24 protein-coding genes are annotated in these 25,348 nt (G+C 68.0%); 11 read left to right on the top strand and 13 right to left on the bottom strand.

Annotated features, from left to right (window positions below):
- Positions 1-2: 2 nt before the first annotated feature.
- The 3 genes from carB to dapB form a co-directional block, all read right to left on the bottom strand.
- On the bottom strand, positions 3-3,245 hold the full coding sequence (carB, locus tag B9Y64_RS16920) for a carbamoyl-phosphate synthase large subunit (protein ID WP_100441706.1): 3,243 nt from the start codon (positions 3,243-3,245) through the stop codon (positions 3-5).
- A 148-nt stretch (positions 3,246-3,393) separates the two neighbouring features.
- On the bottom strand, positions 3,394-4,521 hold the full coding sequence (gene carA, locus B9Y64_RS16915) for a glutamine-hydrolyzing carbamoyl-phosphate synthase small subunit (RefSeq protein ID WP_032128798.1): 1,128 nt from the start codon (positions 4,519-4,521) through the stop codon (positions 3,394-3,396).
- A gap of 327 nt (positions 4,522-4,848) precedes the next feature.
- Positions 4,849-5,580, bottom strand: a complete 732-nt coding sequence (dapB, locus tag B9Y64_RS16910; protein WP_100441705.1) for a 4-hydroxy-tetrahydrodipicolinate reductase — start codon at positions 5,578-5,580, stop codon at positions 4,849-4,851.
- A 90-nt stretch (positions 5,581-5,670) separates the two neighbouring features.
- On the opposite strand from dapB, the gene B9Y64_RS16905 reads away from it, so the two are divergent.
- The 3 genes from B9Y64_RS16905 to B9Y64_RS16895 are packed head-to-tail and all read left to right on the top strand — an operon-like array spanning position 5,671 to position 7,469.
- Entirely contained in the window at positions 5,671-6,432 is a 762-nt protein-coding gene (locus B9Y64_RS16905; RefSeq protein WP_413482953.1) for a 3-oxoacyl-ACP reductase, read from the top strand.
- Between the two features lie 4 nt (positions 6,433-6,436).
- Positions 6,437-6,832: a MerR family transcriptional regulator gene (locus B9Y64_RS16900; protein ID WP_100441703.1), complete on the top strand. Its 396-nt coding sequence runs from the start codon at positions 6,437-6,439 to the stop codon at positions 6,830-6,832.
- Positions 6,833-6,887: 55 nt separating this feature from the next.
- Positions 6,888-7,469, top strand: a complete 582-nt coding sequence (locus tag B9Y64_RS16895; RefSeq protein ID WP_100441702.1) for an NAD(P)H-dependent oxidoreductase — start codon at positions 6,888-6,890, stop codon at positions 7,467-7,469.
- An 85-nt stretch (positions 7,470-7,554) separates the two neighbouring features.
- Here B9Y64_RS16895 and B9Y64_RS16890 read toward each other — a convergent pair whose 3' ends face one another.
- Genes B9Y64_RS16890 through B9Y64_RS16880 form a run of 3 tightly spaced genes read right to left on the bottom strand, consistent with a single transcriptional unit; the run spans position 7,555 to position 9,913 of the window.
- The gene (locus B9Y64_RS16890; RefSeq protein WP_100441701.1) at positions 7,555-7,800 is read right to left on the bottom strand and encodes a DUF6587 family protein; all 246 of its coding nucleotides are present in this window, start codon (positions 7,798-7,800) and stop codon (positions 7,555-7,557) included.
- A complete protein-coding gene (gene feoB / locus B9Y64_RS16885; RefSeq protein ID WP_100441700.1) occupies positions 7,800-9,662 on the bottom strand; it encodes a ferrous iron transport protein B in 1,863 nt (620 codons plus the stop codon). Before feoB ends, B9Y64_RS16890 begins: the two co-directional genes overlap by 1 nt.
- Entirely contained in the window at positions 9,659-9,913 is a 255-nt protein-coding gene (locus B9Y64_RS16880; protein ID WP_005409473.1) for a FeoA family protein, read from the bottom strand. Before B9Y64_RS16880 ends, feoB begins: the two co-directional genes overlap by 4 nt.
- Before the next feature lie 119 nt (positions 9,914-10,032).
- On the opposite strand from B9Y64_RS16880, the gene B9Y64_RS16875 reads away from it, so the two are divergent.
- The 6 genes from B9Y64_RS16875 (at position 10,033) to B9Y64_RS16850 (ending at position 14,140) form a co-directional block, all read left to right on the top strand.
- Entirely contained in the window at positions 10,033-10,821 is a 789-nt protein-coding gene (locus tag B9Y64_RS16875) for an enoyl-CoA hydratase/isomerase family protein (RefSeq protein WP_100441699.1), read from the top strand.
- A gap of 2 nt (positions 10,822-10,823) precedes the next feature.
- Positions 10,824-11,225, top strand: a complete 402-nt coding sequence (locus B9Y64_RS16870; protein WP_100441698.1) for a VOC family protein — start codon at positions 10,824-10,826, stop codon at positions 11,223-11,225.
- Positions 11,222-12,118 (top strand): hydroxymethylglutaryl-CoA lyase, encoded by an 897-nt coding sequence (locus tag B9Y64_RS16865; RefSeq protein ID WP_100441697.1) that lies wholly within the window; start codon positions 11,222-11,224, stop codon positions 12,116-12,118. Before B9Y64_RS16870 ends, B9Y64_RS16865 begins: the two co-directional genes overlap by 4 nt.
- A gap of 100 nt (positions 12,119-12,218) precedes the next feature.
- Positions 12,219-12,989: an SDR family oxidoreductase gene (locus B9Y64_RS16860; RefSeq protein WP_100441696.1), complete on the top strand. Its 771-nt coding sequence runs from the start codon at positions 12,219-12,221 to the stop codon at positions 12,987-12,989.
- Positions 12,990-13,038: 49 nt separating this feature from the next.
- On the top strand, positions 13,039-13,605 hold the full coding sequence (gene yeiP / locus B9Y64_RS16855) for an elongation factor P-like protein YeiP (RefSeq protein WP_005409468.1): 567 nt from the start codon (positions 13,039-13,041) through the stop codon (positions 13,603-13,605).
- Positions 13,595-14,140, top strand: coding sequence for a hypothetical protein (locus B9Y64_RS16850; protein WP_100441762.1), 546 nt, complete (start codon positions 13,595-13,597; stop codon positions 14,138-14,140). Before yeiP ends, B9Y64_RS16850 begins: the two co-directional genes overlap by 11 nt.
- A 95-nt stretch (positions 14,141-14,235) precedes the next feature.
- On the opposite strand, the gene B9Y64_RS16845 is transcribed toward B9Y64_RS16850, so the two are convergent.
- From B9Y64_RS16845 to B9Y64_RS16830, 4 genes are all read right to left on the bottom strand, one after another.
- The gene (locus tag B9Y64_RS16845; protein ID WP_100441695.1) at positions 14,236-14,928 is read right to left on the bottom strand and encodes a COG3650 family protein; all 693 of its coding nucleotides are present in this window, start codon (positions 14,926-14,928) and stop codon (positions 14,236-14,238) included.
- 83 nt (positions 14,929-15,011) lie between these two features.
- Positions 15,012-15,404: a nuclear transport factor 2 family protein gene (locus B9Y64_RS16840; protein ID WP_100441694.1), complete on the bottom strand. Its 393-nt coding sequence runs from the start codon at positions 15,402-15,404 to the stop codon at positions 15,012-15,014.
- Positions 15,385-18,534: a multidrug efflux RND transporter permease subunit gene (locus tag B9Y64_RS16835; RefSeq protein ID WP_100441693.1), complete on the bottom strand. Its 3,150-nt coding sequence runs from the start codon at positions 18,532-18,534 to the stop codon at positions 15,385-15,387. The genes B9Y64_RS16840 and B9Y64_RS16835 overlap by 20 nt, the downstream gene beginning before the upstream one ends.
- A gap of 35 nt (positions 18,535-18,569) precedes the next feature.
- Positions 18,570-19,718: an efflux RND transporter periplasmic adaptor subunit gene (locus B9Y64_RS16830; RefSeq protein WP_100441692.1), complete on the bottom strand. Its 1,149-nt coding sequence runs from the start codon at positions 19,716-19,718 to the stop codon at positions 18,570-18,572.
- Between the two features lie 129 nt (positions 19,719-19,847).
- On the opposite strand from B9Y64_RS16830, the gene B9Y64_RS16825 reads away from it, so the two are divergent.
- Positions 19,848-20,564, top strand: coding sequence for a response regulator (locus B9Y64_RS16825; RefSeq protein ID WP_202909075.1), 717 nt, complete (start codon positions 19,848-19,850; stop codon positions 20,562-20,564).
- Positions 20,564-21,640: an ATP-binding protein gene (locus tag B9Y64_RS16820; RefSeq protein ID WP_100441690.1), complete on the top strand. Its 1,077-nt coding sequence runs from the start codon at positions 20,564-20,566 to the stop codon at positions 21,638-21,640. Before B9Y64_RS16825 ends, B9Y64_RS16820 begins: the two co-directional genes overlap by 1 nt.
- On the opposite strand, the gene B9Y64_RS16815 is transcribed toward B9Y64_RS16820, so the two are convergent.
- The 3 genes from B9Y64_RS16815 to B9Y64_RS16805 form a co-directional block, all read right to left on the bottom strand.
- Positions 21,618-23,378: a DUF4105 domain-containing protein gene (locus B9Y64_RS16815; RefSeq protein ID WP_238379925.1), complete on the bottom strand. Its 1,761-nt coding sequence runs from the start codon at positions 23,376-23,378 to the stop codon at positions 21,618-21,620. The two genes, B9Y64_RS16820 and B9Y64_RS16815, sit on opposite strands and share 23 nt — an antisense overlap.
- A gap of 145 nt (positions 23,379-23,523) precedes the next feature.
- Complete coding sequence (locus B9Y64_RS16810; protein WP_100441688.1) at positions 23,524-23,823, bottom strand: DUF2388 domain-containing protein; 300 nt, start codon at positions 23,821-23,823, stop codon at positions 23,524-23,526.
- A 62-nt stretch (positions 23,824-23,885) separates the two neighbouring features.
- The gene (locus tag B9Y64_RS16805; protein ID WP_100441687.1) at positions 23,886-25,274 is read right to left on the bottom strand and encodes an FAD-binding oxidoreductase; all 1,389 of its coding nucleotides are present in this window, start codon (positions 25,272-25,274) and stop codon (positions 23,886-23,888) included.
- Between the last annotated feature and the right edge of the window lie 74 nt (positions 25,275-25,348).

The following is a 25,348-nucleotide window of genomic DNA, read 5'->3' as shown; positions in this document are numbered from 1 at the left end:
TCTCATGCATTCAACTCCTTGTGCAGCTCCTGCAGCGACCAGACGGGGCCGGTGCCGCGGAATTCCAGTGAATCCACCAGCGCCTTGGCGCCGGCAATGGTGGTCGAGTAGGTGACGCGATGCTGCAGCGCCTCGCGACGGATCGAGAACGAGTCGTTGATCGCCGAACGACCTTCGGTCGTGTTGACGATGTAGACGATCTCGCCGTTCTTGATCGAGTCGACGATGTGCGGACGGCCTTCGACCACCTTGTTGATGATCTCGCAGTCCATGCCGTGCTGCTGCAGCCATGCGGCGGTGCCACGGGTGGCGACCAGGCTGTAGCCACGCGCCAGCAGCGCCTTGGCCACCGGCAGCACGCGCTTCTTGTCCGGATCACGGACCGAGACGAAGGCCTTGCCGACCGGCGGCGCCTTGATGCCACCGGCTTCCTGCGCACGCGCGAAGGCGGCGTTGAAGGTGCGGCCGACACCCATCACCTCACCGGTGGAGCGCATCTCCGGCCCCAGGATCGGGTCGACGCCCTGGAACTTGGCGAACGGGAAGATGGCTTCCTTCACCGAGTAGTAGTGCGGCACGATTTCCTTGGTCGCGCCCTGCTCGGCCAGGCTCTTGCCAGCCATGCAGCGCGCGGCGATCTTGGCCAGCGGCATGCCGGTGGCCTTGGACACGAACGGCACGGTGCGCGAGGCACGCGGGTTCACTTCCAGCAGGAAGATGGTGTCGGCACCTTCGTCGCTGGTCTGGATCGCGAACTGGGTGTTCATCAGGCCGACCACGTTCAGGGCCTTGGCCAGCTCCACCACCTGGCGGCGCAGTTCGGCCTGGGTTTCAGCCGACAGCGAGTACGGCGGCAGCGAGCACGAGGAATCGCCCGAGTGCACGCCGGCTTCTTCGATGTGCTCCATCACGCCACCGATCAGGACGTTGCCATCCTTGTCGGCGATGATGTCGACGTCGCACTCGACGGCGTTGTCGAGGAAGCGGTCCAGCAGCACCGGCGAATCGTTGGACACCTTCACCGCGTCGCGCACGTAGCGGGCCAGGTCGGCTTCGCCGTAGACGATTTCCATCGCACGGCCGCCCAGCACGTAGCTCGGGCGCACCACCAGCGGGTAGCCGATCTCGCGGGCCAGCAGCAGGGCTTCCTGGTCGTTGCGGGCGATGCGGTTCGGCGGCTGCTTCAGGCCCAGCTTGTCGACCAGCTGCTGGAAGCGCTCGCGGTCTTCAGCCAGGTCGATCGAATCGGGGCTGGTGCCGATCACCGGCACGCCATTGGCTTCCAGCGCGCGCGCCAGCTTCAGCGGGGTCTGGCCGCCGTACTGCACGATCACGCCCTTCGGCTGTTCCAGTTCGACGATTTCCAGCACGTCTTCCAGGGTCAGCGGTTCGAAGTACAGGCGGTCGGAGGTGTCGTAGTCGGTCGACACGGTTTCCGGGTTGCAGTTGACCATGATGGTTTCATAACCATCCTCGCGAAGCGCCAGCGCCGCGTGCACGCAGCAGTAGTCGAACTCGATGCCCTGGCCGATGCGGTTCGGGCCACCGCCCAGGATCATGATCTTGTCGCGGTTGCTCGGCGCGGCCTCGCACTCGTCCTCGTAGGTCGAGTACAGGTAGGCGGTGCCGGTGGAGAACTCACCGGCGCAGGAGTCCACGCGCTTGTAGACCGGGCGCACCTTGTGTGCACGACGCAGCGCGCGGATGGCGGCTTCGTTGGTGCCGGTCAGCTGCGCCAGGCGGGCGTCGGAGAAGCCAGCGCGCTTCAGCTTGCGCAGGCGTGCAGCGTCCAGCGCATCGATACCACCGGCGGCAACGCTGGCTTCGGCAGCGATGATTTCCTCGATCTGGTCCAGGAACCAGTGATCGATGAACGACAGTGCGTAGATCTCTTCCACGCTCATGCCGGCGCGGAACGCGTCGGCGACGAAGAACAGGCGCTCCGGGCCCGGCGCCTTCAGCTCGCGGCGCAGGGTCTGCAGGTCTTCTTCGTTGGCCAGGTCCAGGCCGGTGGGGTCGAAGCCGACCTTGCCGGTTTCCAGGCCACGCAGGGCCTTCTGCACCGACTCCTGGAAGGTGCGGCCCATCGCCATCACCTCACCCACCGACTTCATCTGGGTGGTCAGGCGGGCATCGGCAGCCGGGAACTTCTCGAAGGCGAAACGCGGGATCTTGGTGACGACGTAGTCGATCGACGGCTCGAACGAGGCCGGGGTCAGGCCGCCGGTGATCTCGTTCTTCAGTTCGTCCAGGGTGTAGCCCACGGCCAGCTTGGCGGCGACCTTGGCGATCGGGAAGCCGGTGGCCTTGGACGCCAGCGCCGAGGAACGCGACACGCGCGGGTTCATCTCGATGACGACCACGCGGCCAGTCTTCGGGTTGATGCCGAACTGCACGTTCGAGCCACCGGTATCGACGCCGATCTTGCGCAGCACGGCGATGGAGGCATCGCGCAGGCGCTGGTATTCCTTGTCGGTCAGGGTCTGCGCCGGCGCCACGGTGATCGAGTCACCGGTGTGCACGCCCATCGGGTCCAGGTTTTCGATCGAGCAGACGATGATGCAGTTGTCCGCGGTATCGCGGACCACTTCCATCTCGAACTCCTTCCAGCCCAGCACCGACTCTTCCACCAGCACTTCGGTGGTCGGCGACAGTTCCAGGCCGCGGCTGACGATCTCGACCAGCTCTTCGCGGTTGTAGGCGATGCCGCCACCGCTGCCGCCCAGGGTGAAGCTGGGGCGGATGATGGTCGGGTAGCCGACGCGGGTCTGGATTTCCAGTGCTTCGTCCAGGGTGTGGGCGACGGCAGCGGTCGGGCATTCCAGGCCGATCTCACCCATGGCCACGCGGAACAGCTCGCGGTCTTCGGCCATGCGGATCGCTTCGCGCTTGGCGCCGATCAGCTCGACGTTGTACTTCTCCAGCACGCCGTGGTCAGCCAGGTCCAGCGCGCAGTTCAGCGCGGTCTGGCCACCCATGGTCGGCAGCAGCGCATCGGGCTTCTCCTTGGCGATGATCTTCTCGACCGTCTGCCAGTTGATCGGCTCGATGTAGACGGCGTCGGCCATCTCCGGGTCGGTCATGATCGTGGCCGGGTTGCTGTTGACCAGCACCACGCGGTAACCCTCGTCACGCAGGGCCTTGCAGGCCTGGGCGCCGGAGTAGTCGAACTCGCAGGCCTGGCCGATGACGATCGGGCCAGCACCGATGATGAGGATGGTCTTGAGGTCAGTGCGCTTGGGCATTTTCTTCTCTAAGTCAGTACAGCGTGACAAGGGGGGTGATCGCACGCTGTCGATCAGGAATCTTGATCCGCAGCGCCGCGCCAGCGGCAGCAGCGATGCGGGGTTTACGGTCCATCGCGACGCCACCGGCAGGCCGGCGGCGTACTGATCACGCCTTGGCCTGCTCCATCAGCACCACGAAGCGGTCGAACAGCGGGCCGACGTCGGTCGGGCCCGGCGACGCTTCCGGGTGGCCCTGGAACGAGAATGCCGGCACGTCGGTGCGGGCGACGCCCTGGTTGGTACCGTCGAACAGCGAACGGTGGGTCACGCGCAGGGTCGCCGGCAGGGTCGCTTCATCGATCGCGAAGCCATGGTTCTGCGAGGTGATCATCACCCGGCCGCTGTCCAGGTCCTGCACCGGGTGGTTGGCACCGTGGTGGCCGTGGCCCATCTTCATGGTCTGCGCGCCCGAGGCCAGGCCCAGCAGCTGATGGCCCAGGCAGATGCCGAAGGTCGGGATCTTCACATCGATGAAGGTCTTGATCGCTTCGATGGCGTAGTCGCACGGCTCCGGGTCACCCGGGCCGTTGGACAGGAACACGCCGTCGGGCTTCAATGCCAGCACTTCGGCAGCCGGGGTCTGCGCCGGCACCACGGTCACTTCGCAGCCGCGCTCGGCCAGCATGCGCAGGATGTTGGTCTTCACGCCGAAGTCGTAGGCCACGACCTTGTATTTGGCCGGCACGCTGACGAAGGCATTGGCATCCAGGTCCAGCTGGCCCTCGGTCCAGGTGTAGGTCTTCTCGGTAGTGACGACCTTGGCCAGATCCATGCCCTTCAGCCCCGGGAACTTGCGGGCGGCTTCCAGTGCCTTTTCCACGTCGATGTCGCCCGCCATCAGCGCACCGTTCTGCGCGCCCTTCTCGCGCAGGATGCGGGTCAGCTTGCGGGTGTCGATGCCAGCGATGGCGACCACGCCGCGCTGGATCAGCCAGTCCTGCAGCGACACCTGGCTGCGCCAGTTGCTGGGACGGCGGGGAACGTCGCGCACGATCAGGCCGGCCGACCACACCTTGGACGCTTCATTGTCCTGGTCGGTCATGCCGGTGTTACCGATATGCGGATAGGTCAGCGTGACCATCTGCCGGGCGTAGGACGGGTCGGTCAGCACTTCCTGGTAGCCGGTCATGGCGGTGTTGAACACCACCTCACCGACGGACAGGCCGGGCGCGCCTACGGATTCGCCCTCGAATACGGTGCCGTCTTCGAGGACGAGGATTGCGGCTTGGGTCACGGGAATCTCACTTTGGCTACCGAGGGGGCTGCCGAAGTCACGCCTGCGCTTCACGGAAATCCGGTTGCAAAAAAGCGCGGACGTACGGTCTGGGACCGGTCCGGCTTTCGTGATTCGGCGAGTGCGAATTGTAGCGCTGCCGGGGCGCTCGCGCCAGCGGTTATCGCGCTTCATGAACAGGCGATTGCGCATTCATTTCAATACGCCCGCGTGTGCAAAGCGCGGTCGCCGGGGTCGGATCCCTTTTCCTGCGGGAAAAGGGCACTGACCCCAATGGCAGGCGGGGGTCAGAACCCTTTCCGCCGGAAAGGGATCCGACCCCGCGGATCAGCCCGCCGGGTTGTCCAGCAGGTCGCGCACCCGATAGCTGCCAGCCGCCCGGCCGTGCAACTGGCGGGCGGCGAACAGGGCTCCGCGGGCGAAGATGTCGCGGTTGGTGGCCCGATGCACCAGCTCGATGCGCTCGCCCAGCCCGGCGAACTGCACCAGGTGCTCACCCACGATGTCTCCGGCACGCAGGCTGGCGTAATGCGGCTCCGCCCCGCCGCGCTGCGCGGCCGCCCCCAGGGTCAGCGCGGTGCCCGACGGCGCGTCCTTCTTCCGGGTGTGGTGCGATTCGACGATGTCGCAGTCCCAGCCAGCCAGCGCCTGTGCCGCGCGCTCGACCAGCTCGTCCAGTACCGCCACGCCCAGGCTGAAGTTCGAGGCCCAGACCAGCGGGATCTTCGCCGCCGCGGCCTCCAGCGCCTGGCGCTGCGTGCTGGAGATGCCGGTGGTGCCCGACACCAGGCCTGCACCCCGCTCCACGCACAGCGCCAGCAGCGGGTCGAAGCCCTCCGGCAGGCTGAAGTCGATCGCCACATCGAACACCGGCGCGCCGGGCAGCTCGCTGGCGGCGAAGAACGGCACGCCGTCGACCACGCGCTGGGCCGGCGCCCGGCCGGTCACTGCGGCCACGATCTGCAGGGTTTCGGGATGTTCGGCGGCCAACCGCAGCAGGGCCTGGCCCATGCGCCCGGAGGCACCGTGAATGAGCAATCGCAGGGGAGTCTGGTTCATGCCTGCAGGCTAGCGGCAGCACGCCTGCTCCGGCAAGCGCCATCGCTGCTACGCTGCATGCCCTTTCATGCAATGGATGGCAGCTCCCTCATGCAGATCAGCGAACAGCTGGTGCTGGTCACCGGCGCCGGCCGCGGCCTTGGCCAGCACATCGCCCGCGCGTTCGCTGCGCAGGGTGCGCGCGTCATCGTCAACTACCACCGCAGCGAAGGCGCCGCACGTGCGCTGGCTGCCGAACTGGGCGGACAGGCGATCGCGCTGCCGGCCGACGTCACCGACCGCGGCCAGGTCGATGCCATGCTGCAGCACGCGCTGGCCCACTTCGGGCAAGGCGTGACCACGGTGGTCAACAACGCGCTGGCGACGTTCTCGTTCAATGGTGATGCCCGCGACGGTGCCGCCGATATCGGCTGGCCGGCCTTCCAGGCGCAGTTCGAGGGCAGCGTGCGCGGCGCGCTGAACACTGTGCAGGCCGCCCTGCCCGGCATGCAGGCCCGCCGATTCGGCCGAGTGATCAACATCGGCACCAACCTGTTCCAGAACCCGGTAGTGCCGTACCACGATTACACCGCCGCCAAAGCCGCACTGCTGTCACTGACCCGCACCCTGGCCGGCGACCTCGGCCCGCATGGCATCACCGTGAACATGCTGTCCGGCGGCCTGCTGCGCACCACCGATGCCAGCGCCGCCACGCCGGAAGCGGTATTCGACTACATCGCCGCCAACACACCACTGCGCAGCGTCACCACACCGGCCGAATTCGCCGATGCCGCGCTGTTCTTCGCCAGCCCCTGGTCACGCGCGGTGACCGGCCAGAACCTGGTGGTCGACGGCGGCCTGGTACGGGACTGAGCCGATGCGCATCTCCGAGGTCAGCCGCCTCACCGGTGCCAGCGCCAAGGCCATCCGCCTGTACGAGGCACGTGGGCTGCTGCCGCCCGTGCCGCGCCTGAACCGCTATCGCGACTACAGTGACCAGGACGTGGCCTGGGTGCAGCTGATCCGCCAGGCGTTGGCGCTGGGCATCACGCTGGCGGCGATCTCCCGCCTGCAGGGCCGCGATGGACGGCTCGACTGGCCGGCGGTGCTGGCCTTGCTGGAGCAGCAGCGCAGCCACATTGCCAGCGAACGGGCGCGGCTGGCGCAGGTCGAGCATGCCCTGCAACAGGTCGGCGATGAACTGCAGCAGTGGCTGCTCTCCGGCAGCAGTGACTGCGTACTGGAACCGGGCGGCTGCACGACCCGGGCTTGACTCTGCCCCTGGGGCAGACCGCAGCCTCGCGCACTTTCCACTGCCCGAGGTTGCCGTGTCCCGCTCCATCCTGATCCTGCTCGGCCATCCCGACCGCGAGAGCCTGTGCGGCGCGCTCGCCCAGCGCTATGCCACAGCCGCCGAGAATGCCGGCCACCGGGTGCGCCTGATCGCCCTTGGAGAACTCGGATTCGATCCAGTCCTGCGCCACGGCTACCGCCAGATCCAGCCGTTGGAAGCCGATCTGCAGGACGCAGCCAATGCGATCGAAGCCTGCGATCACCTGGTACTGGTCTACCCCACCTGGTGGGGCGCGATGCCGGCCCTGCTGAAGGGCTTCTTCGATCGTGTGCTGCTGCCGGGGTACGCCTTCCGCTACCGCCGCGATTCGGTATGGTGGGACCGGCTGCTGGCCGGGCGCAGCGCACGGGTGATCACCACGCTGGATACACCACCCTGGTACTACCGCTGGATCTATCGCGACCCGGGGATCACTCAGATCCGCGCCACCATCCTGGAGTTCTGCGGCATCCGCCCGGTGCGGGTCAGCCGCCTGGGTGCGGTGCGCAGCAGTTCGTCGGCGCAACGCGACCGATGGCTGGCGCTGGCGGCGGAGCTGGGCCGCCAGGCGCGGTAGATCCACATGGCGCGAGAGAGGGCCCTGGTAGATCCACGCCATGCGTGGATGCGCCCCAGGCAAAGCAGCCGAGCCTGGCCCGGCTCTACTTTTTTGTCGGCCCGCAGCTGTCGCAACCGCCACAGGCACCACCGCCACCGGTGGCCGGCGGCGCGATCCTCCGTCCCAGCGCCTGCAGCCAGGCAGCGCGGCCCGGCTTCAGCAGGGCCAACGCCAATGCGCCGCGCAGCTTGCGCACGGTACCCGGGAACTGCTTCTTCAACACCACCCAGGCACTGACCAGCACGGCCACCGCGATGATCAGGTACTGCAGCAGCAGTCCGCCGTCCATCAGCCGCCCCCCAGCGCCCTGGTCACCTGGTAGGTGATCAGCGCGGCCACGTAAGCCGCCGCGAACAGGTAGAACGCGGCGAAGCCCATCTGCTTCCACGAGTTGGTCTCGCGCTTGATGGTGGCCAGCGTCGAGATGCACATCGGTGCGTAGATGAACCACACCATCAGCGCCAGTCCAGTTGCCAGCGACCAGCCATCGGCCACCACAGGCGACAGCGCCGAGATCGCCGCGTCATCGTCAGCCGCCGACAGCGCGTACACCGTCGCCAGCGAGGACACTGCCACTTCGCGCGCAGCCAGGCCCGGTATCAGCGCGATGCAGATCTGCCAGTTGAAGCCCAGCGGCGCGAAGACGGCCGTCATCGCGTGGCCGATCTGGCCGGCGTAACTGTAATCAATGGCCGGCATCGTGGCGTCGGCCGGTGCCCCCGGGAAGGTCAGCAGCACCCACAGCAGGATGGTCAGCGCCAGGATGATGCCACCCACGCGACGCAGGAAGATCATCGCGCGCTCGTACAGGCCCACGGCCAGGTCACGCACATGCGGCAGGCGGTAGGACGGCAGCTCCAGCATCAGCGGATGCTCGCTCTTGTCGCGCCGCCACTTCTTCATGATCCACGACATCGCCAGCGCGCTGAGGATGCCCGCCACATACAGGCCGAACAGGACCAGGCCCTGCTGGTTGAAGATGCCGACCTTGGCATTGGGAATGAACGCACCGATCAGCAGCGTGTAGACCGGCAGGCGCGCCGAACAGGTCATCAGCGGTGCGACCAGGATGGTGGCCAGGCGGTCACGCGGATCCTGGATGCTGCGGGTCGCCATGATGCCCGGCACCGCACAGGCGAAGCTGGACAGCAGCGGGATGAACGAACGGCCGGACAGGCCGGCTCCGGCCATCATGCGATCAAGCAGGAACGCCGCACGCGGCAGGTAGCCGGATTCCTCCAGCACCAGGATGAAGAAGAACAGGATCAGGATCTGCGGCAGGAACACCACAACGCCGCCGACGCCAGCAATGATGCCGTCGGTCAGCAGGCTGGTAAGTGGCCCCTCCGGCAGGACACCGCCGACAAACTCGCCCAGCCAGCCGAAGCCTGCCTCGATGCCATCCATGACCGGCGTCGCCCAGGCAAACACGGCCTGGAAGATCAGGAACATGACCACCACCAGGGTGACCAGGCCGAACACCGGATGCAGCAGCCAGCGGTCCAGCGCGTCGTCGATTTTCGCGGTGCGCGCCGGCATCCGCACGGCGACCGACAGGATCTCGCGCACCTTGGCGTGGTAGTCGATGCCACCTTCCGGGCCCGGCACCGGCGCGTCCAGGTGCGGCACCATCGCGTCGAGGCGCTCGACCAGGGACTTGGCGCCCTGCTTGCGCACCGCCACGGTCTCCACCACCGGCACGCCCAGCTCGCGCTCCAGCGCGGCCACATCCACCTGGATGCCGCGGCGCTGGGCCGCATCAACCATGTTCAGGGCCACCACCATCGGCTTGCCCAGCTCGCGCAGTTCCAGCGCGAAACGCAGGTGCAGGCGCAGGTTGGTCGCATCGATCACGCACAGCAGCACGTCCGGCGCGGCTTCGCCCGGGTAGAAACCCCGGCACAGGTCACGGGTGATCGCCTCGTCCAGGCTGGCGGGGTGCAGGCTGTAGGCGCCCGGCAGGTCGAGCACGGCGAATTCACGGCCGGACGGCGCACGCAGGCGGCCTTCCTTGCGCTCGACGGTGACGCCGGTGTAGTTCGCGACCTTCTGCCGGCTGCCGGTCAGCTGGTTGAACAGCGCAGTCTTGCCGCTGTTCGGGTTACCGACCAGCGCGATGCGCAGGGGCGTGGTGGAGGCTGCAGCGGTCATGCACGTCGTTCCTGGCTGGCGGCGTCGACCACGACGCGCTTGGCTTCACTGATCCGCAGCGCGAACCGGGTGAACCCGACCTGCACCAGCAGCGGCTCGCCCCCCACCGGGCCCTTGGCCACCAGGCGCACTTCCTCGCCCTTCACGAAACCCAGCTCGCGCAGGCGACGGGCGATGGCATCGTTGGCATGCAGGTCCTGCACGGACTCGACCACGGCCGAGGTGTGCAGCGGCAGTTCGGACAGCGTCATCTAGCGTGTTCTCTGCTGGATGTAAATGGTTCTCGATTCTAACATTCCCGCGCCGCGTCATGGCCCATGACCAATGGCCCGCTATGATCCATACAGGTATGGAGTGACCCTGGAATCCCATGAACGATGCTTTGCAGATCGAGCGCCGTGGCGCTGTCCTCACCCTCTGGCTGAACCGGCCGGAGCTGCACAACGCCTTTGACGCCAGCCTGATCGCGCGGCTGACCGCTGCCCTGGAAGCCGCCGGGCGCGATGATGCGGTGCGCGCGGTGGTGGTGGCCGGCCACGGCGCGTCCTTCTCGGCCGGCGCCGACATGCAGTGGATGCGCGGCATGGCCGCGGCCAGCGAGGCCGACAACCGCGAGGACTCGCTGGCCCTGGCACGGCTGATGCGCACCCTGGACGAACTGCCCAAGCCGACCCTGGCCCGGGTCCACGGCGCGGCCTTCGGTGGCGGCGTCGGCCTGGTGGCCTGCTGCGACATCGCCATCGCCAGCAGCTCGGCCCGCTTCGGCCTGACCGAAAGCCGCCTGGGCCTGCTGCCGGCGGTGATCTCGCCCTACGTGATCGAGGCCATCGGCCCGCGCCAGGCGCGCCGCTGGTTCGCCACCGGCGAGCACTTCGATGCCGACACCGCGCTGCGCATCGGCCTGGTCCACCAGCTGGTCGAGCCCGAGCGCCTGGACGAAGCACTGGAGCGCCAGCTGGCCCTGCTCGACAAGGCCGGCCCGATCGCCTCGGCCACCGCCAAGCAGCTGGTGCGGCAGGTCCGCGACAGTCATGACCGCGACGCCCTGGATCGGGATAATGCCGCCCTGATCGCGCGCCTGCGGGTGTCCGCCGAGGGCCAGGAAGGCCTGGGCGCCTTCCTCGACAAGCGCGCCCCCCATTGGGTCACGGAAGCCTGAACATGCTCGATCATCTTGGTTTGACCAGCGCCGACCTGGCGCGCAGCAAGTCCTTCTTCCTGCAGGCACTGGCGCCGCTGCAGATCGGCGTGGTGATGGAAGTCACCGCCGAACAGACCGGCGCGCACGACCACATCGGCTTCGGCAGCGAGGGCAAGCCCTTCTTCTGGCTCGGCAATGGTGGCAGCGCCAGCCATGGCGTGCATGTGGCCTTCGCCTGCGCCAGCCGCACCCAGGTCGACGCGTTCCATGCCGCAGCCCTTGCCGCCGGCGGCCGCGACAACGGCGCCCCGGGCCTGCGCCCCTGGTACCACCCGGACTACTACGGTGCCTTCGTGCTCGACCCGGACGGCAACAACATCGAGGCGGTCTGCCACCGCCCCGCCGATGGGGCAGCCGCATGAGCGATTACGTCCGCATCGTCGAGGTCGGCCCGCGTGACGGGCTGCAGAACGAAAAGCAGTCGGTGTCCACCGCCGACAAGATCGAACTGATCAACCGCCTGTCGGCCACCGGCCTGCGCAGCATCGAGGCAACCAGCTTCGTCAGCCCGAAGTGGATCCCGCAGCTGGCCGACGCCGCCGAGGTCTACGCCGGCATCCAGCGCCGGCCGGGCATCCATTACCCGGTGCTGGTGCCGAACGAACAGGGCTACGACCGCGCCCGTGCGGTGGGCGTGGAGGAAGTGGCGGTGTTCACCGCCGCGTCCGAAGCATTCAATCGCACCAACACCAATGCCGGCATCGACGAATCGCTGGCCCGCTTCGAGCCGATCCTGCGCCGTGCCGCCGCCGATGGCGTGCGCGTGCGCGGCTATGTCTCCACCGTGCTCGGCTGCCCCTACCAGGGCGAGGTGCCGCTGGCCGACGTGGTGCGGGTGGCGCGCGCCCTGCACCAGATGGGTTGTTACGAAATCTCGCTGGGCGACACCATCGGCGTCGGCACCCCGCGCAAGGCACGGGCGATGCTGCAGGCGGTTGCCGCCGAGATCCCGATGGAAGCACTGGCCGTGCACTTCCACGACACCTATGGGCAGGCCATCGCCAACATCGCCAGCTGCCTGGAGGAAGGGGTGCGCGTGGTCGACAGCGCAGTGTCCGGTGCTGGCGGCTGCCCGTATGCCAAGGGCGCCAGCGGCAATGTGGCCAGCGAAGACGTGGTCTATCTGCTGCAGGGCCTGGGCCTGGACAGCGGCGTGGACCTGCCGGCACTGGCCGAGACCGGGCGCTGGCTGGCCGGCCTGCTCGGCCGTGCCACCGCCAGCCGTACCGGGCAGGCGCTGGCCGCCGCCGGTTGACCACCGCACTGCGCCGCCCCGCAAAGGCGGCGCAGTGCACAACGGCGACAGTCGCAGCTTCCGTTAGAATCGGCGGTTCTCGAACCTGCAGGACCGTGCAATGCAGCTGTCTTCCGTACGTGCCGTGATCACTGGCGGCGTCTCCGGCCTCGGCCTGGCCGTGGCCCAGCACCTCGTCGCCCAAGGCGGCAAGGTCGCCCTGTTCGACCTCAACGACGACAAGGGCGCTGCCGCCGTTGCCGGGCTGGGTGCCGACAAGGCCCGCTATTTCAACGTCAACGTCAGCGACGAGGCAGCCGTGACCGCGGCCATTGACCAGGCCCACGATTTCCTCGGCGGCCTGAACGTTGCGATGAACTGTGCCGGCATCCTCGGCGCCGGCCGCGTGCTGGGCAAGGAGGGCCCGATGCCGCTGGCCGGTTTCCAGGGCACGGTGATGGTCAACCTGGTCGGCAGCTTCAACGTCGCCAAGGCCGCTGCCAATCGCATGCAGCACAACGAAGCCGGCACCGACGGCGAGCGCGGCGTGATCATCAACACCGCCAGCATCGCCGCCTATGAAGGCCAGATCGGCCAGGCCGCCTATGCCGCCAGCAAGGGCGGCGTGGTGTCGATGACGTTGCCGATGGCACGCGAACTCTCGCGCTTTGGCATCCGCGTCAATACCATCGCCCCGGGCGTGTTCTGGACGCCGATGGTCGACGGCATGCCCGAAGCCGTGCAGCAGTCACTGGCCGCGTCGATTCCGTTCCCGTCGCGCCTGGGCAAGCCGGAAGACTTCGCCAGCCTGGTCGGCTACATCCTCGGCAACACCTACCTCAACGGCGAGACCATCCGCCTGGACGGCGCTACCCGCCTCGCTCCGAAGTGATTCCCCCCGGGCGCCGGGACGGCGCCCTCCCCCAACGACCTAGATCACCATGAAAGCCAACGACATCAAGAAGGGCAACGTCGTCGAGTACAACAACGGCGTGTACCAGATCCGCGACATCGAGCGCAGCTCGCCGCAGGGTCGCGGCGGCAACGTCCGCTTCCGCTTCATCATGTACAGCGTGCCGGGCGGCAACAAGCTCGACGCCAGCTTCGATGCCGACGACAACCTGGTCGAGGTCGAGCTGCTGCGCCGCCAGTCCACCTATTCGTACAAGGACGGCGATGCCTTCGTGTTCCTCGACGACGAGGACTACACCCCCTACACCCTGGACGCGGACGTGATCGGCGACGACGCCGGCTACATCACCGACGGCCTGACCGGCATCTACGTGCAGGTCATCGACGAGCAGCCGGTGGCGATCCAGCTGCCGGCCTCGGTGGTGCTGGAAGTGATCGAGACCCCGCCGGAACTGAAGGGCGGCACCGCCACCAAGCGCCCGAAGCCGGCCAAGCTCAACACCGGTATCGAGATCATGGTGCCGGAGTACATCGTCAACGGCGAACGCGTGCTGGTGAACACCGCCACGGGCGAGTTTGCCGGCCGTGCCGACTAAGCGCCTTGCGCTGATCGGCTGCCTGTCCCTGCTTGCGGCGTGTTCGCCGCAGGCAGCGCACAGCACCGCGGATGCCGCCCCGGGCAGCACGCCGGCCGAACCGGCCGTGACGGCCGCGCCGGCGGCGGAAGCACCGGCCGCCGTGGAGGCCACCGCCGAAGCGGAGCCATCGACCGGTCTGCCCTCGGGCGACGAGGCGCTGGACAAGGCACGTGCGGCAGCCGGCTGCCCGGTCCCGGAGGATGTGTATGACGTCGAGGACGTGCGCATCTACTGCACGATGCCGGCCGATGTGCAGGCCTTCCTCGCACGCGAGAACACCTGCCAGCATTTCGCTGGCGAAGAGGCGTACGACGACGAGCGTCGCCGCGAACTGGAAGAAGCCGGCGCCAGGTACTGCGAAGGCCGCGAGAAGATCTTCACCGATCTGGTCGCGCGCCATCGCGACGACTGCGCGATCCGTGCAGCGCTGATCGGGATCAACAGCCGCTACGACCTGGTGTTCGAGCTGGACCTGAAGCCCTGCGGGGGCTGAGCCGGCAATGTTGATGTAGAGCCGAGCCCACGCTCGGCTGCTTCGTGCTCTGCACAGGCACCGCAGCCGAGCGTGGGCTCGGCTCTACAGATGGCTTACGGCTGCTTCGCGCCGAAATTGCCGCAGCCGTGGTACTGGCGCGTGCCGATGGTCAGATTCACCTTGGCGTCGAACGCCTCGCCACTCATGTCATCCTGGCAGGTAGTGCGCTGGAAGCTGAGCTTGACGTCGGTGCCATCGGACGCCTTCCCGCTCCAGCCGTCAGCACCTTCGGTGGGCTTGGCGACGTCGAAGCGACGCTCGCCATAGTCGACTTCCACCTGCAGGCCCGGCGCATCGCCATCGACGACAGCAAGCCAGCCGGGCTCATTGCCGGTGGCACGAAACGCGGCATTGCCTGCACTGCCATCGCCTTCGGTGGCTTCCACCGCATGGCACTCGCGATCGGCCTCGCCCTTCAGGCTCAGCAGGCCGTCGTCGCTGCCCTTGGTCCAGAAGCTGTTGCCCTGGCCATCACCGTACCTGGCGCCGGACGCCGCACGCTCGGAGGTCATGGCGAAGCTACGGTCGCCGATCACCACCGTGGCCGCATCCTCGCCATTGAACGTCGCGCGCACGCTCAGGTCACCACACTGGTAGGCGGTCTCGCTGCCACCGGCGGTGCCGGCGGCCGGCTGCGGCGTGGCAGGCGGGGCGTCATTGCCGCTTGCAGCGGGCGGCTGGGCCGGCTGGCACGCGGCCAGGACCAACCCGAGGGAGGCTGCCAACAGACTGGGAACTACACGCATGGCTCGACTCCTTGTCGACACTACTGGGATGCTCGACCCTACCACCTGGCGGTGAGCAGGGCCTGAAAGCGGCCTGACCGCACTCACGCGGCCAGCACCGCCATCGACAGCAGCTGTGCGCCACTGTCACCGGAACTGCAGGTCCACACCCGCAACAGGCGCAGTGTCACCTCGTGCTCCTGGCCCTGCCGCCACACCGACAACCGCACGTCGCTGGACAGCAATGCCAGGCGGCCACACAGCAGCGTTTCCACCGCGTGCAGCTGCAGGCTCCGCACCTGCAGGCCACCGGCCAACCAATCGCCCAGCCAGGGCAGGTCAAGCATGCGGCCGCCGTGGCCATCCATCATGAACAAGGCCGGCGACACCAGCGCGGTCAGCGCATCGTGATCATTCTCCAGCAGCGCTGCGCACAGGCGCTGCTCCAGTGCTTTCAGCTGGGGCTCGTGCAGATCTTCAACGATGTTCCGTTCCATCCACGGTTCCTTCCGGCATCGGCCGGCGCCTGCGCAGGCGCTGCGCGATCCACTGCCGCGCCCCCTGCACCACTACATAGAAGACCGGCACGAAGAACACGGCCAGCACGGTCGCACTGACCATGCCGCCGAATACGCCGGTTCCGATCGCCTGCTGGGTTTCCTTCGACGCGCCCTGCGCCAGCATCAGTGGCACCACGCCCAGCGCGAATGCCAGCGAGGTCATCACGATCGGCCGCAGGCGCAGCCTGGCCGCCTCCAATGCCGCCTCGGCCAGGCCGCGCCCCTGCTGCTGCAGCTGCCGCGCGAATTCGACGATGAGGATCGCGTTCTTCGCAGACAGCCCGATCACGGTAATCATGCCGACCTTGAAGAACACGTCGTTGGGCATGCCGCGCAACAGCACCGCAGCAACCGCGCCGAGCAGGCCCAACGGCACCACCAGCATCACCGCCAGCGGGATCGACCAGCTCTCGTACAACGCCGCCAGCACCAGGAACACCACCAGCATCGACAACAGCAGCAACCACGGCGCCTGCTGCCCCGATTCGCGCTCCTGCAGCGACTGGCTGGTCCATTGCAGGGCAAAGCCAGAGGGCAGTTTCCCAGCCAGCCGCTCCATCTCCGCCATGGCCTGGCCGGTCGACACGCCGGAGGCCGGTGCGCCGGACAGGTTCAGTGCCGGGAACCCGAGATAACGCTGCAGCTGCAGTGGCGCCTCGGTCCAGTGCGCGGTGACCAGCTCGGACAACGCCACCATGCCACCTTCGCTGTTGCGCACGTACAGCTTCAGCACGTCCTCCAGTTCCATCCGGTGCGGTGCATCGGCCTGCAGGATCACCTGCTGCAAGCGGCCCTTGTTGGGGAAGTCGTTGACGTACTGCGAACCCATCGCCGCCGACAGCGTGCTGCTGATGTGCTCGAAGCCCACGCCCATCGCCTCGGCCTTGGCCCGGTCGATGTCCAGCCGCACGCTGGTGCCGGCCGGCAGGCCATCGGCATGCACTTCGGACAGCAGCGGACTGGCCTCGGCCAGTTTCAGCAGCTGCTGCAGGGCCGCGCGCAGTTCGGCCTGGCTCTGTCCGCTACGCGCCTGCAGGGCCAGCGAGAAGCCGGAGGAACGGCCCAGGCTGTCGATCGCCGGCGGCATCACGCTCATCACCTCGCCCTCGGCGACCGCGGCCATCGCCTTCTGCGCGGCCTCCACTTCACCGGCGGCGGTGGCGCCAGCGCGCTCGCCCCAGTCCTTCAGCATGGTGTAGGTCAGCGCTGCGCTGGGGCCGGAACCGGAGAAGCTGTAACCGAGGATCGCCTGGTTGGAACCGATGCCCGGGCGCGAGGCCACATGCCGTTCGTACGCTTCCACCACCGCCAGCGTGCGTTCGGCGGTGGCTTCGGCCGGCAGCTGGATCGAGGTCATGAAATAGCCCTGGTCCTCTTCCGGCAGGAACGCGCCCGGCAGCCAGTGCAGGCCCAGCAGCAACGCAGCCACCAGCGCGGCGAACACGCCCATCACCCGCCCGCTCCGCTGCAGCACCGACGCCACACCACGCTGGTAACGCCCGGTCATCCGCTCGAAGCCACGGTTGAAGGCGCCGAACAGCCCGCCACGACCATGATGGCCATGGGTGTTCGGGCGCAGCAGGGTCGCGCACAGCGCCGGCGTCAGGCTCAACGCCAGCAGCGCCGAGAACAGGATCGACACTGCCATTGCCACGGTGAACTGGCGATAGATCGCACCCACCGATCCGCTGGCCAGCGCCATGGGAATGAACACCGCGGTCAGCACCAGGGTGATGCCGATCACTGCGCCGGTCAGCTCGCGCATTGCCTTGATGGTGGCCTCGCGCGGCGGCAGCCCCTCCTCAGCCATGATCCGTTCCACGCCTTCGACCACCACGATCGCGTCGTCGACGATGATGCCGATCGCCAGCACCATGCCGAACATGGTCAGCACGTTGATCGAGAAGCCCAGCGCCAGCATCACCGCGAAGGTACCCAGCAGCGCGATCGGTGCGACCAGCGCCGGGATCAGCGTGTAGCGCCAGTTCTGCAGGAACAGGTACATCACCGCGAACACCAGCAGCATCGCCTCCAGCAGCGTCTGCACCACCTTCTGGATCGAGACCTTGACGAACGGCGCGGTGTCGAACGGAATGCTCGCTTCCACGCCGCGCGGCAGCAGGGGCGCCAGCTCGGCCATGCGTTCACGCACCGCCGCAGCGGTGCGCACCGCGTTCGCGCCCGGGCGCAGCTGCACGCCGGCGGCGGTGGCGGGATGGCCGTCCTCGCGGGTGCCCCATGCATAGCTCTGCGCGCCCAGCTCGACGCGGGCGACATCGCCCAGCACCACCCGTGATCCGTCGGCCCCGGCGCGCAGCACGATGGCCGCAAACTGTTCCGGCGTGGACAACTGGCCGTCGGCGCTCAACGGCACGGTGATGCGCTGGCCCGGCACGCTGGGCGAATCGCCGATGCGTCCTGGCGAAATCTCCAGGTTCTGCTGCTCGATGGCGGCTGCCACATCGCCCATGGTCAGGCCGTAGCCGGTCAACCGGGTCGGGTCCAGCCATACCCGCATCGCCTGCTCGGCACCGAACAGCTGCACGCGGCCGACGCCATCGATGCGGCGCAGCTCTTCGATGATGTTGCGCGCCATGAAGTCACCCAGCGCCGCCTCGCTGACGCTGGCATCCGGCGAACGCAGGCCGACCAGCATCAGGAAGCCGGAATCGGCGGCCTCCACGAACAGGCCGTTCTGGCGCACGCTGCGCGGCAGCCGCGGTTCGATCGCCTTGATCCGGTTCTGCACGTCCACCTGCGCCAGCTCCGGGTTGGTGCCCGGCTTGAAGGTCGCGGTGATCGACGCTTCGCCGGAGGTGTCCACCGAAGATTCGAAGTACAGCAGGTGCTTGACGCTGGACAACTCGCGTTCGATCAGGCCGACCACCGCATCGTTCAGCGTCTGCGGGCTGGCACCCGGGTAGCTGGCATAGATGCTGACGCTGGGCGGGGCGACCGCCGGATAGCGCTCCACCGCCAGCCGCGGGATCGCCAGTACGCCGGCCAGGATGATGAAGATCGCCAGCACCCAGGCGAACACCGGGCGATCGATGAAGAAACGTGCCATGTTGGAATTCCCTGGAGGGGCTGGCCGGGAAAGGCTCAGCCCTTGCTGCCGGCCTGCATCGCACCGGTGCTGGCAACCGGCACCTGCCAGTCGCGCGCATCGACCACCACGCCTTCCTGCAGGCGTTCCTGGCCCTCGACCACCACCTTCTCGCCGGCCTTCAGGCCGGTGCGCACCAGCCACTGGCGATCGACACTGCCGTCCACTTCCAGCGTGCGGATCACCGCCTTGCCGTCGGCGCCGATCACCCAGGCGTAGGCCTGGCCACCGGCGCTGCGCAGCACCGCCTGCTGCGGCACGGTCAAAGCACTGGCGGGCGCGCCACGTGGCACCCTCGCGCGCACATACATGCCGGGCAGCAGCTGGCGCTGCGGGTTGTCGACCAGGATGCGGAGGATCACGTCACCGGTGCGCGCATCGACGTTGATGCCGGAGAACAGCAGCTGGCCGCGCTCGGGCATCGGTTTGCCGGCGGCACCGATGATCGTCACCGGCAGCTCGCCACCACCGGCGGCACTGCGCTGCAGTGACTCCAGCTGCGCGGCCGGCTGCCGCACGTCAACGTAGACCTGGTCGATCTGCTGTACCACGGCCATCGGCTCGGCATCGGCCACTCCCACCAGCGCGCCTTCGGTCACCAGTGCCTGGTCGATGCGGCCGGCAATCGGGGCACTGACCGTGGCGTAGCGGAGGTCGAGCTGGCGCCGGGACAGGATCGCGCGCGCTTCGTTCACCGCGGCACGGGCCTGTTCGTACTCGGCACTGGCGTCGTCGCGATGCTGCTGGCTGACCGCCTGCGCGGCAGCCAGCGCATGCAGGCGCTGCGACTGCACGCGGCTGCGGCCCAGCGCGGCCTCACTGCGCTGCAGGGCAGCCAGCGCCGAATCGACGTCGGCCCGGAACGCGGCCGGATCGATCTGGAACAGCGCCTGGCCGGCACTCACTTCCGCGCCCTGGTCGAACAGGCGGCGCTGCACGATGCCGCCCACCTGGGCACGGATCTGCGCGGTACGCACCGCAGCGACGCGCCCAGGCAGTTCGTCATCACGTTGCACCACCTGCGGGCCAACGCTGATCACGCTGACACGCGGCACCGCTTCGGGGGTGGCTTCGGGGGAGGAGCAGGCCGTCATGGCCAAGGCGAGGGCCGCGATCAACGCGACCGGAGTCCTGAAGGTTCTCATTGCTGTGCACAATGCCGCGCAGGCGGCGGATAGGTTCTGAAGCGCGCAGTGTGCGTGGCGATGATGGGGTTTCGATGGAGGAAGTGTGGAGATACGATGGAGGCAAGCACCTTACGGCCCCGCCCCTGCATGCATGCCTCCCCTGCCCTCGCCGCCCTCGTCCTGATCGTCGAGGATGAGGCCGAGATCGCCGACATTCTCAGCGCCTATCTGGAACGCGAAGGACTGCGCACGCTGCGCGCCGGCGACGGCCACAGCGCACTGGACCTGCATCGCAGCGCCCGCCCCGACCTGGTCCTGCTCGATGTGCAGCTACCCCGCCTGGACGGCTGGAGCGTGCTGACCCAGCTGCGCCAACGCGGCGAGACGCCGGTGATCATGCTGACCGCACTGGACCAGGACCTGGACAAACTGACCGCGCTGCGGATGGGCGCCGATGACTACGTGGTCAAGCCGTTCAACCCGGCCGAGGTGGCTGCGCGGGTGCGCGCCGTGCTGCGGCGTACGCTGCGCGCCTCGCGCGTGGACGCACCCACCGCGCTGCGCGTCGGCCCGCTGCTGATCGACTCGGCCACCCATGCCGTGCACGTCGAAGGCGAGGGTTACAGCCACGAAGTACTGCTCACCCTCACCGAGTTCAAGCTGCTGCACTGCATGGCGCTGGCACCGACCCGCATTTTCAGCCGTAGCGAGCTGATGCACGAATGCCTGCCGGAAAGCGAAGCGCTGGAGCGCACCGTTGACAGCCATGTCAGCAAGCTGCGCCGCAAGCTGGACGAAGTGGGCATGATCAACGTGCCGGCCAGTGTGCGCGGCGTCGGCTACCGGTTGATGGCCGATCGCTGATGGGCCGCCTGCGCCGCTCCGGGCTCAGCCGCCACATCATCGTCTCGATGTCGTTGATGGTGATCGGTGTCATCGTGATGATGATCCTGTCCTCGTGGCTGCTGTACGCGGTGCTGGTCGAGTTCTTCCCTGGAAGCACCGAAGAGCCGGAAAGCTGGCTGCCAACCGGGCCGGAACTGGCATGGATGGTGGGCGTGATCCTGACCGGCCTGGCGCTGGCCATCGCCGCCTCGTTCCGTCTTGCCCACCGCATCCTCTCGCCATTGAACTCGCTGGTGGACAGCGTGCGTGCGCTCGCCGGCGGCGACCTTGGCGCCCGCGCCAGCGTCGAGGAGAACTCGCCGGGCGAAGTGGCGACCCTGGTCGAGGACTTCAATGCGATGGCGCGCCGCCTGCAGCACATGGAGAGCGAGCGCGCGATGTGGCACGCAGCCATTGCCCATGAGCTGCGCACTCCGGTGACGATCCTGCGCGGGCGCCTGCAGGGGCTGGCCGAGGGCGTGTTCCAGCCCGACGAGTCGCAGTTCCGCAGCCTGCTTGCCCAGGTCGAAGGGCTGTCGCGCCTGATCGAAGATCTGCGCGTGCTGAGCCTGTCCGACAATGCGCGGCTGGATGTACGCCGCGCGCGCACCGACGTGGTGGCCGAGGTGCATTCGGTGATGACCCTGGTCGATCCGCAGTTCCGCGCCGCAGGCTTCGTGCTGGAGCTGGAAACCAGCCGCGAGGAACACAACGCGCACTGTGATCCCACGCGCCTGCGCCAGGCGTTGCTGGCGCTGCTGGAGAACGCGCGCCGCTATGCCAGCCCGGGCAAGGTGCGGATCGCCGTGCACGACACGCCGGGCCATGTGCAGGTGGCGATCGAGGACGAAGGCCCGGGCATCGATCCGGAACTCCACGCCGACATCTTTACTCCATTCATGCGCGCCGACGGCTCACGGTCGCGCCAGGGCGGCGGCAGCGGGCTCGGCCTGGCGGTGGTCAAGGCCATCGCCGATGCGCACGGCGGCCGTGTCTACTGCACGCCCGGCAGCGCCGGCGGCAGCCGCTTCGTCATCGAACTACCGCGCCAGTAGCCGGACTGGCTGCCTGCGCGCGCAGGTGCGCACCCAGTGCGGCCAGGTTGGCGTCGATCGCATCCATTTCCCCGCGCTGCTTCGCCGGCAACTGCTGGCGAAGCTGTACGCGCAATGCCTGCCACGCCGGGACCGCCTGCGCACTGGCAGTGGCCACGGCCTCGGAAAGCAGCGCCTGTTCCTCACCCAGCGGCAACCCATAGCCGTCGTCCTGCAGCAGCACTCCCGGGCGCAACCACTGCCCGCTCTGCTCCAGCAGGCCGCGCAGGCTGCGGGTTTGTGCACTGTCCGGAGCGGCCAGCAGCTGCCGCTTGAGCACGTCGCGCGCACGCAGCTCGGCACGCCGCTGTGCGGCCTGTTCCAGCAGCAGCAGGCCGGCGCTGGCGCGCAGGTCGCCCTTCAGCAGCCACGGTGCCCGTTGCTGTGCAGGCAGTTTCAACCAGCCGCGCACATCGCGGGCGGGCAAGGACAACTGATCCGCCGCCACTGCGAACAACTGCTGGTAGTGGTCGCGCGCCGACGCAAAGTAATAGCCTTGTGCCTGCGCTGCACTGCGATCGGCCAGTACCCGCTCGTCGAGCGCGCCCAGCCGCAGCAGTCGCCGCTTCAGGCCGCGCGGGCTCAGCTGGGCCAGCCCCGCCTCGCCCAGCCGGGGCACGCCGGCCTGCAGCAGCTTCGCGGTTTCCACCGCGCAGTTGTTGCTGACGAAGTAATAGCGTCCGTCATAGCTCCAGTGCACCTGCGCGCTGCGCTCGAGCAGGCCGGCGATCTCTTCGTGCTGCAGCCGCAACGGCAGCGACTGCAGCCCGCGTAGTTCGACCTTGGTGTATTCGTCCACCACCTGCTGCAGCGGCAGCACGAACAGGCGCGACGGGTAGCCTCCGGTCAGGCCACGCCAGTTGGATATCTGCACGTCGCCAACGAACGCACGGAACGACAGCACGCGGTGGTATTCCAGGTCCAGGCGGCAGTCCGGACCAGGCGTGCGGCCTGGCCTGCAGATCACCAGCCGCAGCATGCTGTGGCCCCAGCGGCTCATCGGTTGCGCACTGCCTTCGGCGAACAGGTAGTCCACCGCGTACACACGCGAGGGATCGAGCTGCAGCAGCGAGGCCGCCCCTTCTTCCGGATCCGCCTGCAGCAACGGCAGCGCCGCCGCGCACTGCGGTTGTGGCAGCGAGGGCGGCGTTCCAAGATGGGCCTGGTACCACTGCGCCAGCGCCGGGCGCCGGCAGGCGAACTCATCATCGAGCACGAAATGCTCGGCGTTCACCGCCAGGTACTCGGCCGGATCCTTCAGTTCATAGGCATCCGGGCTGCGGTCACGGAACGCGTTGTCGCCACGGCCGAGATGCCAGGGCTTGCGCTGCCATCCCGCCAGGTCACGCCAGCGCGCACTGCGCGACCAGTTCGCGCCACTGCGGTCGGCGACGTGGGTGAGTTCGTGCACCAGTGCGCTGCGTCGCGCGCGGCGTGCACCCGGCACCCCGTCGTCCAGCAGGTCGCGGCGCAGCGCAATGCGTCCGCCGAAGGCACGGCCATGCACATCGGGTGGCAGGGCGTCACTCCAGCTCACCTGGACCTGCGCCGGCAATGCGCGCAGCAGGCCCTCCGGCAGCAGTGACTGCACATCGGCCAGGGTCTGCCGTGCAAGCTGCTGCTGTGCCCCGTCCAACCCGGATGGGTCCAGCTGCAGGCGGTCGGCCGCGTAGGCTGTGGGGATGAACAGCCACGCCAATACGGCGACCCACCCTCGCCGCCCGCTACGCCTCTGTAGAGCCGAGCCATGCTCGGCTGCTGTTGCGGCCCGCGGGATCCGGGTGTTCAGCCGAGCATGGCTCGGCTCTACAGACAGCGACATCGCGCGGGTCATGCCGCCCGGATCAACGGGCCAGCAGCGTACGCGCCAGTTCCAGGTCGCTCTGCTGCTGCGCGGCCGCGCTCAGCTCGCGCAGGTGGACCAGCGCGGCCTGCAGGCGGGCGCCACGGATCTGGCCGTCGCTGGCGACGAATGCAGCCGCATCATCGCGTGCGGCCAGCACCACCTTGTCGTCGCCCGAGCTGCTGCCCGAGGACCCGGAGGAGGCACCGGTCGCCGAGCCGGCCGAGGTGCCGGCGAAGCTGGAAGCAAAGCCGGCCAGCGGCAGGGACAGCAGGGCGAGCAGCAGAAGCGGACGGGTCATCGGTTCGAGGCCGGTTGTGAGGATGCGTGGAGCGTAACGGGTGCGTGAAGGATTTGCCCGGGTCATGCGTCGAACAGCTTGCCGGGATTCAGCCGCGCTTGGGGATCGAACGCGCGTTTGACCGCCTTCATCAGGGCGATCTCGGCCGGGCCGCGGGTGCTGTCCAGGTAGCTTTTCTTGACCAGGCCGATTCCGTGCTCGGCCGAGATGCTGCCATCGAAGCGCCCCAGTACCTGGGCCAGCAGCTTGGTCACGTGCTCGCACTGCGCCACGAAATCGGCGTCACGGGTGTCATCGGGCTTGAGCACGTTGATGTGCAGGTTGCCGTCGCCGATATGGCCGAACCAGACCACGTCGAAGTGCGGATAGGCCTGCCCGATCAGTGCCTGGGTTTCAGCCAGGAACGCCGGCATCGCCGAGATCCGCACCGAGACGTCGTTCTTGTAAGGCTTGTAGCGCGCCAGCGATTCGGTGATGCCTTCGCGCAGGCGCCACAGCTGGGCTGCCTGGGCATCACTGGCACTGATCACGCCGTCGCTGACCCATCCGTTGCCCAGGCAGTCCTCGAAGGCGGCCATCGCCGCCGCTTCCTGTGCCTCGTCGTTGGCCGCGAACTCGGTGACCACATAGTACGGGTGCACCTCATTGAAAGGAGCCTGCGCACCATGCGCCAGTACATGCTCCAGCGCCCGGTCCGTAAAGAACTCGAAGGCCTGCAGCTGCAGGCGCGCACGGAACGCGGCGAACACCTGCATCAGCACCTCAAAGCTCGGCACTGCCAGCAGCATCACGTTGCTGGCCGGCGGCGGATCGGTCAGCTTCACCGTCGCCTCGACGATCACGCCCAGCGTACCTTCCGAACCGATCAGCAGCTGCCGGAAGTCATAGCCGCTGGAGTTCTTGATCAGGCCCTTGTTGAGCTCCAGCAGCTCGCCGCTGGCGGTGACCACCTTCAGCCCGGCGATCCACTCGCGGGTGTTGCCGTAGCGGATCACGCGGATGCCGCCGGCATTGGTGGCGATGTTGCCGCCAATCGTGCAGGACCCGCGCGCGGCGAAGTCCACCGGGTAGATCAGGCCGTGGTCCAGCGCGGCGTTGTGCACGGCTTCCAGCGGCATGCCGGCCTGCACCACCAGCGTGCGATCGACCGCATCGTAGGCCAGTGCCTTGTTCATCCGCTCCAGGCTGAGTACCAGTTCGCCGTTGGCCGCCACCGCGCCACCCGAGAGGCCGGTACGCCCACCCGACGGCACCACCGCCACGCCCTCGGCGGCACTCCAGCGCATCACCGTCTGGACTTCCTCCACCGTGGCCGGCAGCGCGATCGCCAGCGGTGCCGGCGTCCAGCGCCGGGTCCAGTCGCGCCCGTAGTGCTCCAGGTCGGCCGGGTCGGTCTTCAGCTTCAGGCCAGGACAGGCCTGCTGCAGCGAGGCAATGCGGGAATCGGTCATGACGGTCCAGCGCGGTGCGTGAAGAACGGGCAAGCGTGCCAGCGGCACGCGCCAGCGTCCAGCCCCGCGGCCGT

This window comes from Stenotrophomonas maltophilia (assembly GCF_002799245.1).
Taxonomy (GTDB): Bacteria; Pseudomonadota; Gammaproteobacteria; order Xanthomonadales; family Xanthomonadaceae; genus Stenotrophomonas; species Stenotrophomonas maltophilia_S.
The sequence above is the reverse complement of the archived record's forward strand: the minus strand, read 5'-3'. Positions and strand labels throughout refer to the sequence as shown.

Excerpts from the sequence above, each read along its gene's own strand:
- carB (WP_100441706.1), bottom strand. The coding sequence starts at position 3,245 with ATGCCCAAGCGCACTGACCTCAAGACCATCCTCATCATCGGTGCTGGC.
- dapB (WP_100441705.1), bottom strand. The coding sequence starts at position 5,580 with ATGAACCAGACTCCCCTGCGATTGCTCATTCACGGTGCCTCCGGGCGC.
- B9Y64_RS16905 (WP_413482953.1), top strand. The coding sequence starts at position 5,671 with ATGCAGATCAGCGAACAGCTGGTGCTGGTCACCGGCGCCGGCCGCGGC.
- B9Y64_RS16900 (WP_100441703.1), top strand. The coding sequence starts at position 6,437 with ATGCGCATCTCCGAGGTCAGCCGCCTCACCGGTGCCAGCGCCAAGGCC.
- B9Y64_RS16890 (WP_100441701.1), bottom strand. The coding sequence starts at position 7,800 with ATGGACGGCGGACTGCTGCTGCAGTACCTGATCATCGCGGTGGCCGTG.
- feoB (WP_100441700.1), bottom strand. The coding sequence starts at position 9,662 with ATGACCGCTGCAGCCTCCACCACGCCCCTGCGCATCGCGCTGGTCGGT.
- B9Y64_RS16880 (WP_005409473.1), bottom strand. The coding sequence starts at position 9,913 with ATGACGCTGTCCGAACTGCCGCTGCACACCTCGGCCGTGGTCGAGTCC.
- B9Y64_RS16875 (WP_100441699.1), top strand. The coding sequence starts at position 10,033 with ATGAACGATGCTTTGCAGATCGAGCGCCGTGGCGCTGTCCTCACCCTC.
- B9Y64_RS16870 (WP_100441698.1), top strand. The coding sequence starts at position 10,824 with ATGCTCGATCATCTTGGTTTGACCAGCGCCGACCTGGCGCGCAGCAAG.
- B9Y64_RS16865 (WP_100441697.1), top strand. The coding sequence starts at position 11,222 with ATGAGCGATTACGTCCGCATCGTCGAGGTCGGCCCGCGTGACGGGCTG.
- B9Y64_RS16860 (WP_100441696.1), top strand. The coding sequence starts at position 12,219 with ATGCAGCTGTCTTCCGTACGTGCCGTGATCACTGGCGGCGTCTCCGGC.
- yeiP (WP_005409468.1), top strand. The coding sequence starts at position 13,039 with ATGAAAGCCAACGACATCAAGAAGGGCAACGTCGTCGAGTACAACAAC.
- B9Y64_RS16845 (WP_100441695.1), bottom strand. The coding sequence starts at position 14,928 with ATGCGTGTAGTTCCCAGTCTGTTGGCAGCCTCCCTCGGGTTGGTCCTG.
- B9Y64_RS16840 (WP_100441694.1), bottom strand. The coding sequence starts at position 15,404 with ATGGAACGGAACATCGTTGAAGATCTGCACGAGCCCCAGCTGAAAGCA.
- B9Y64_RS16835 (WP_100441693.1), bottom strand. The coding sequence starts at position 18,534 with ATGGCACGTTTCTTCATCGATCGCCCGGTGTTCGCCTGGGTGCTGGCG.
- B9Y64_RS16830 (WP_100441692.1), bottom strand. The coding sequence starts at position 19,718 with ATGAGAACCTTCAGGACTCCGGTCGCGTTGATCGCGGCCCTCGCCTTG.
- B9Y64_RS16825 (WP_202909075.1), top strand. The coding sequence starts at position 19,848 with ATGCATGCCTCCCCTGCCCTCGCCGCCCTCGTCCTGATCGTCGAGGAT.
- B9Y64_RS16820 (WP_100441690.1), top strand. The coding sequence starts at position 20,564 with ATGGGCCGCCTGCGCCGCTCCGGGCTCAGCCGCCACATCATCGTCTCG.
- B9Y64_RS16810 (WP_100441688.1), bottom strand. The coding sequence starts at position 23,823 with ATGACCCGTCCGCTTCTGCTGCTCGCCCTGCTGTCCCTGCCGCTGGCC.
- B9Y64_RS16805 (WP_100441687.1), bottom strand. The coding sequence starts at position 25,274 with ATGACCGATTCCCGCATTGCCTCGCTGCAGCAGGCCTGTCCTGGCCTG.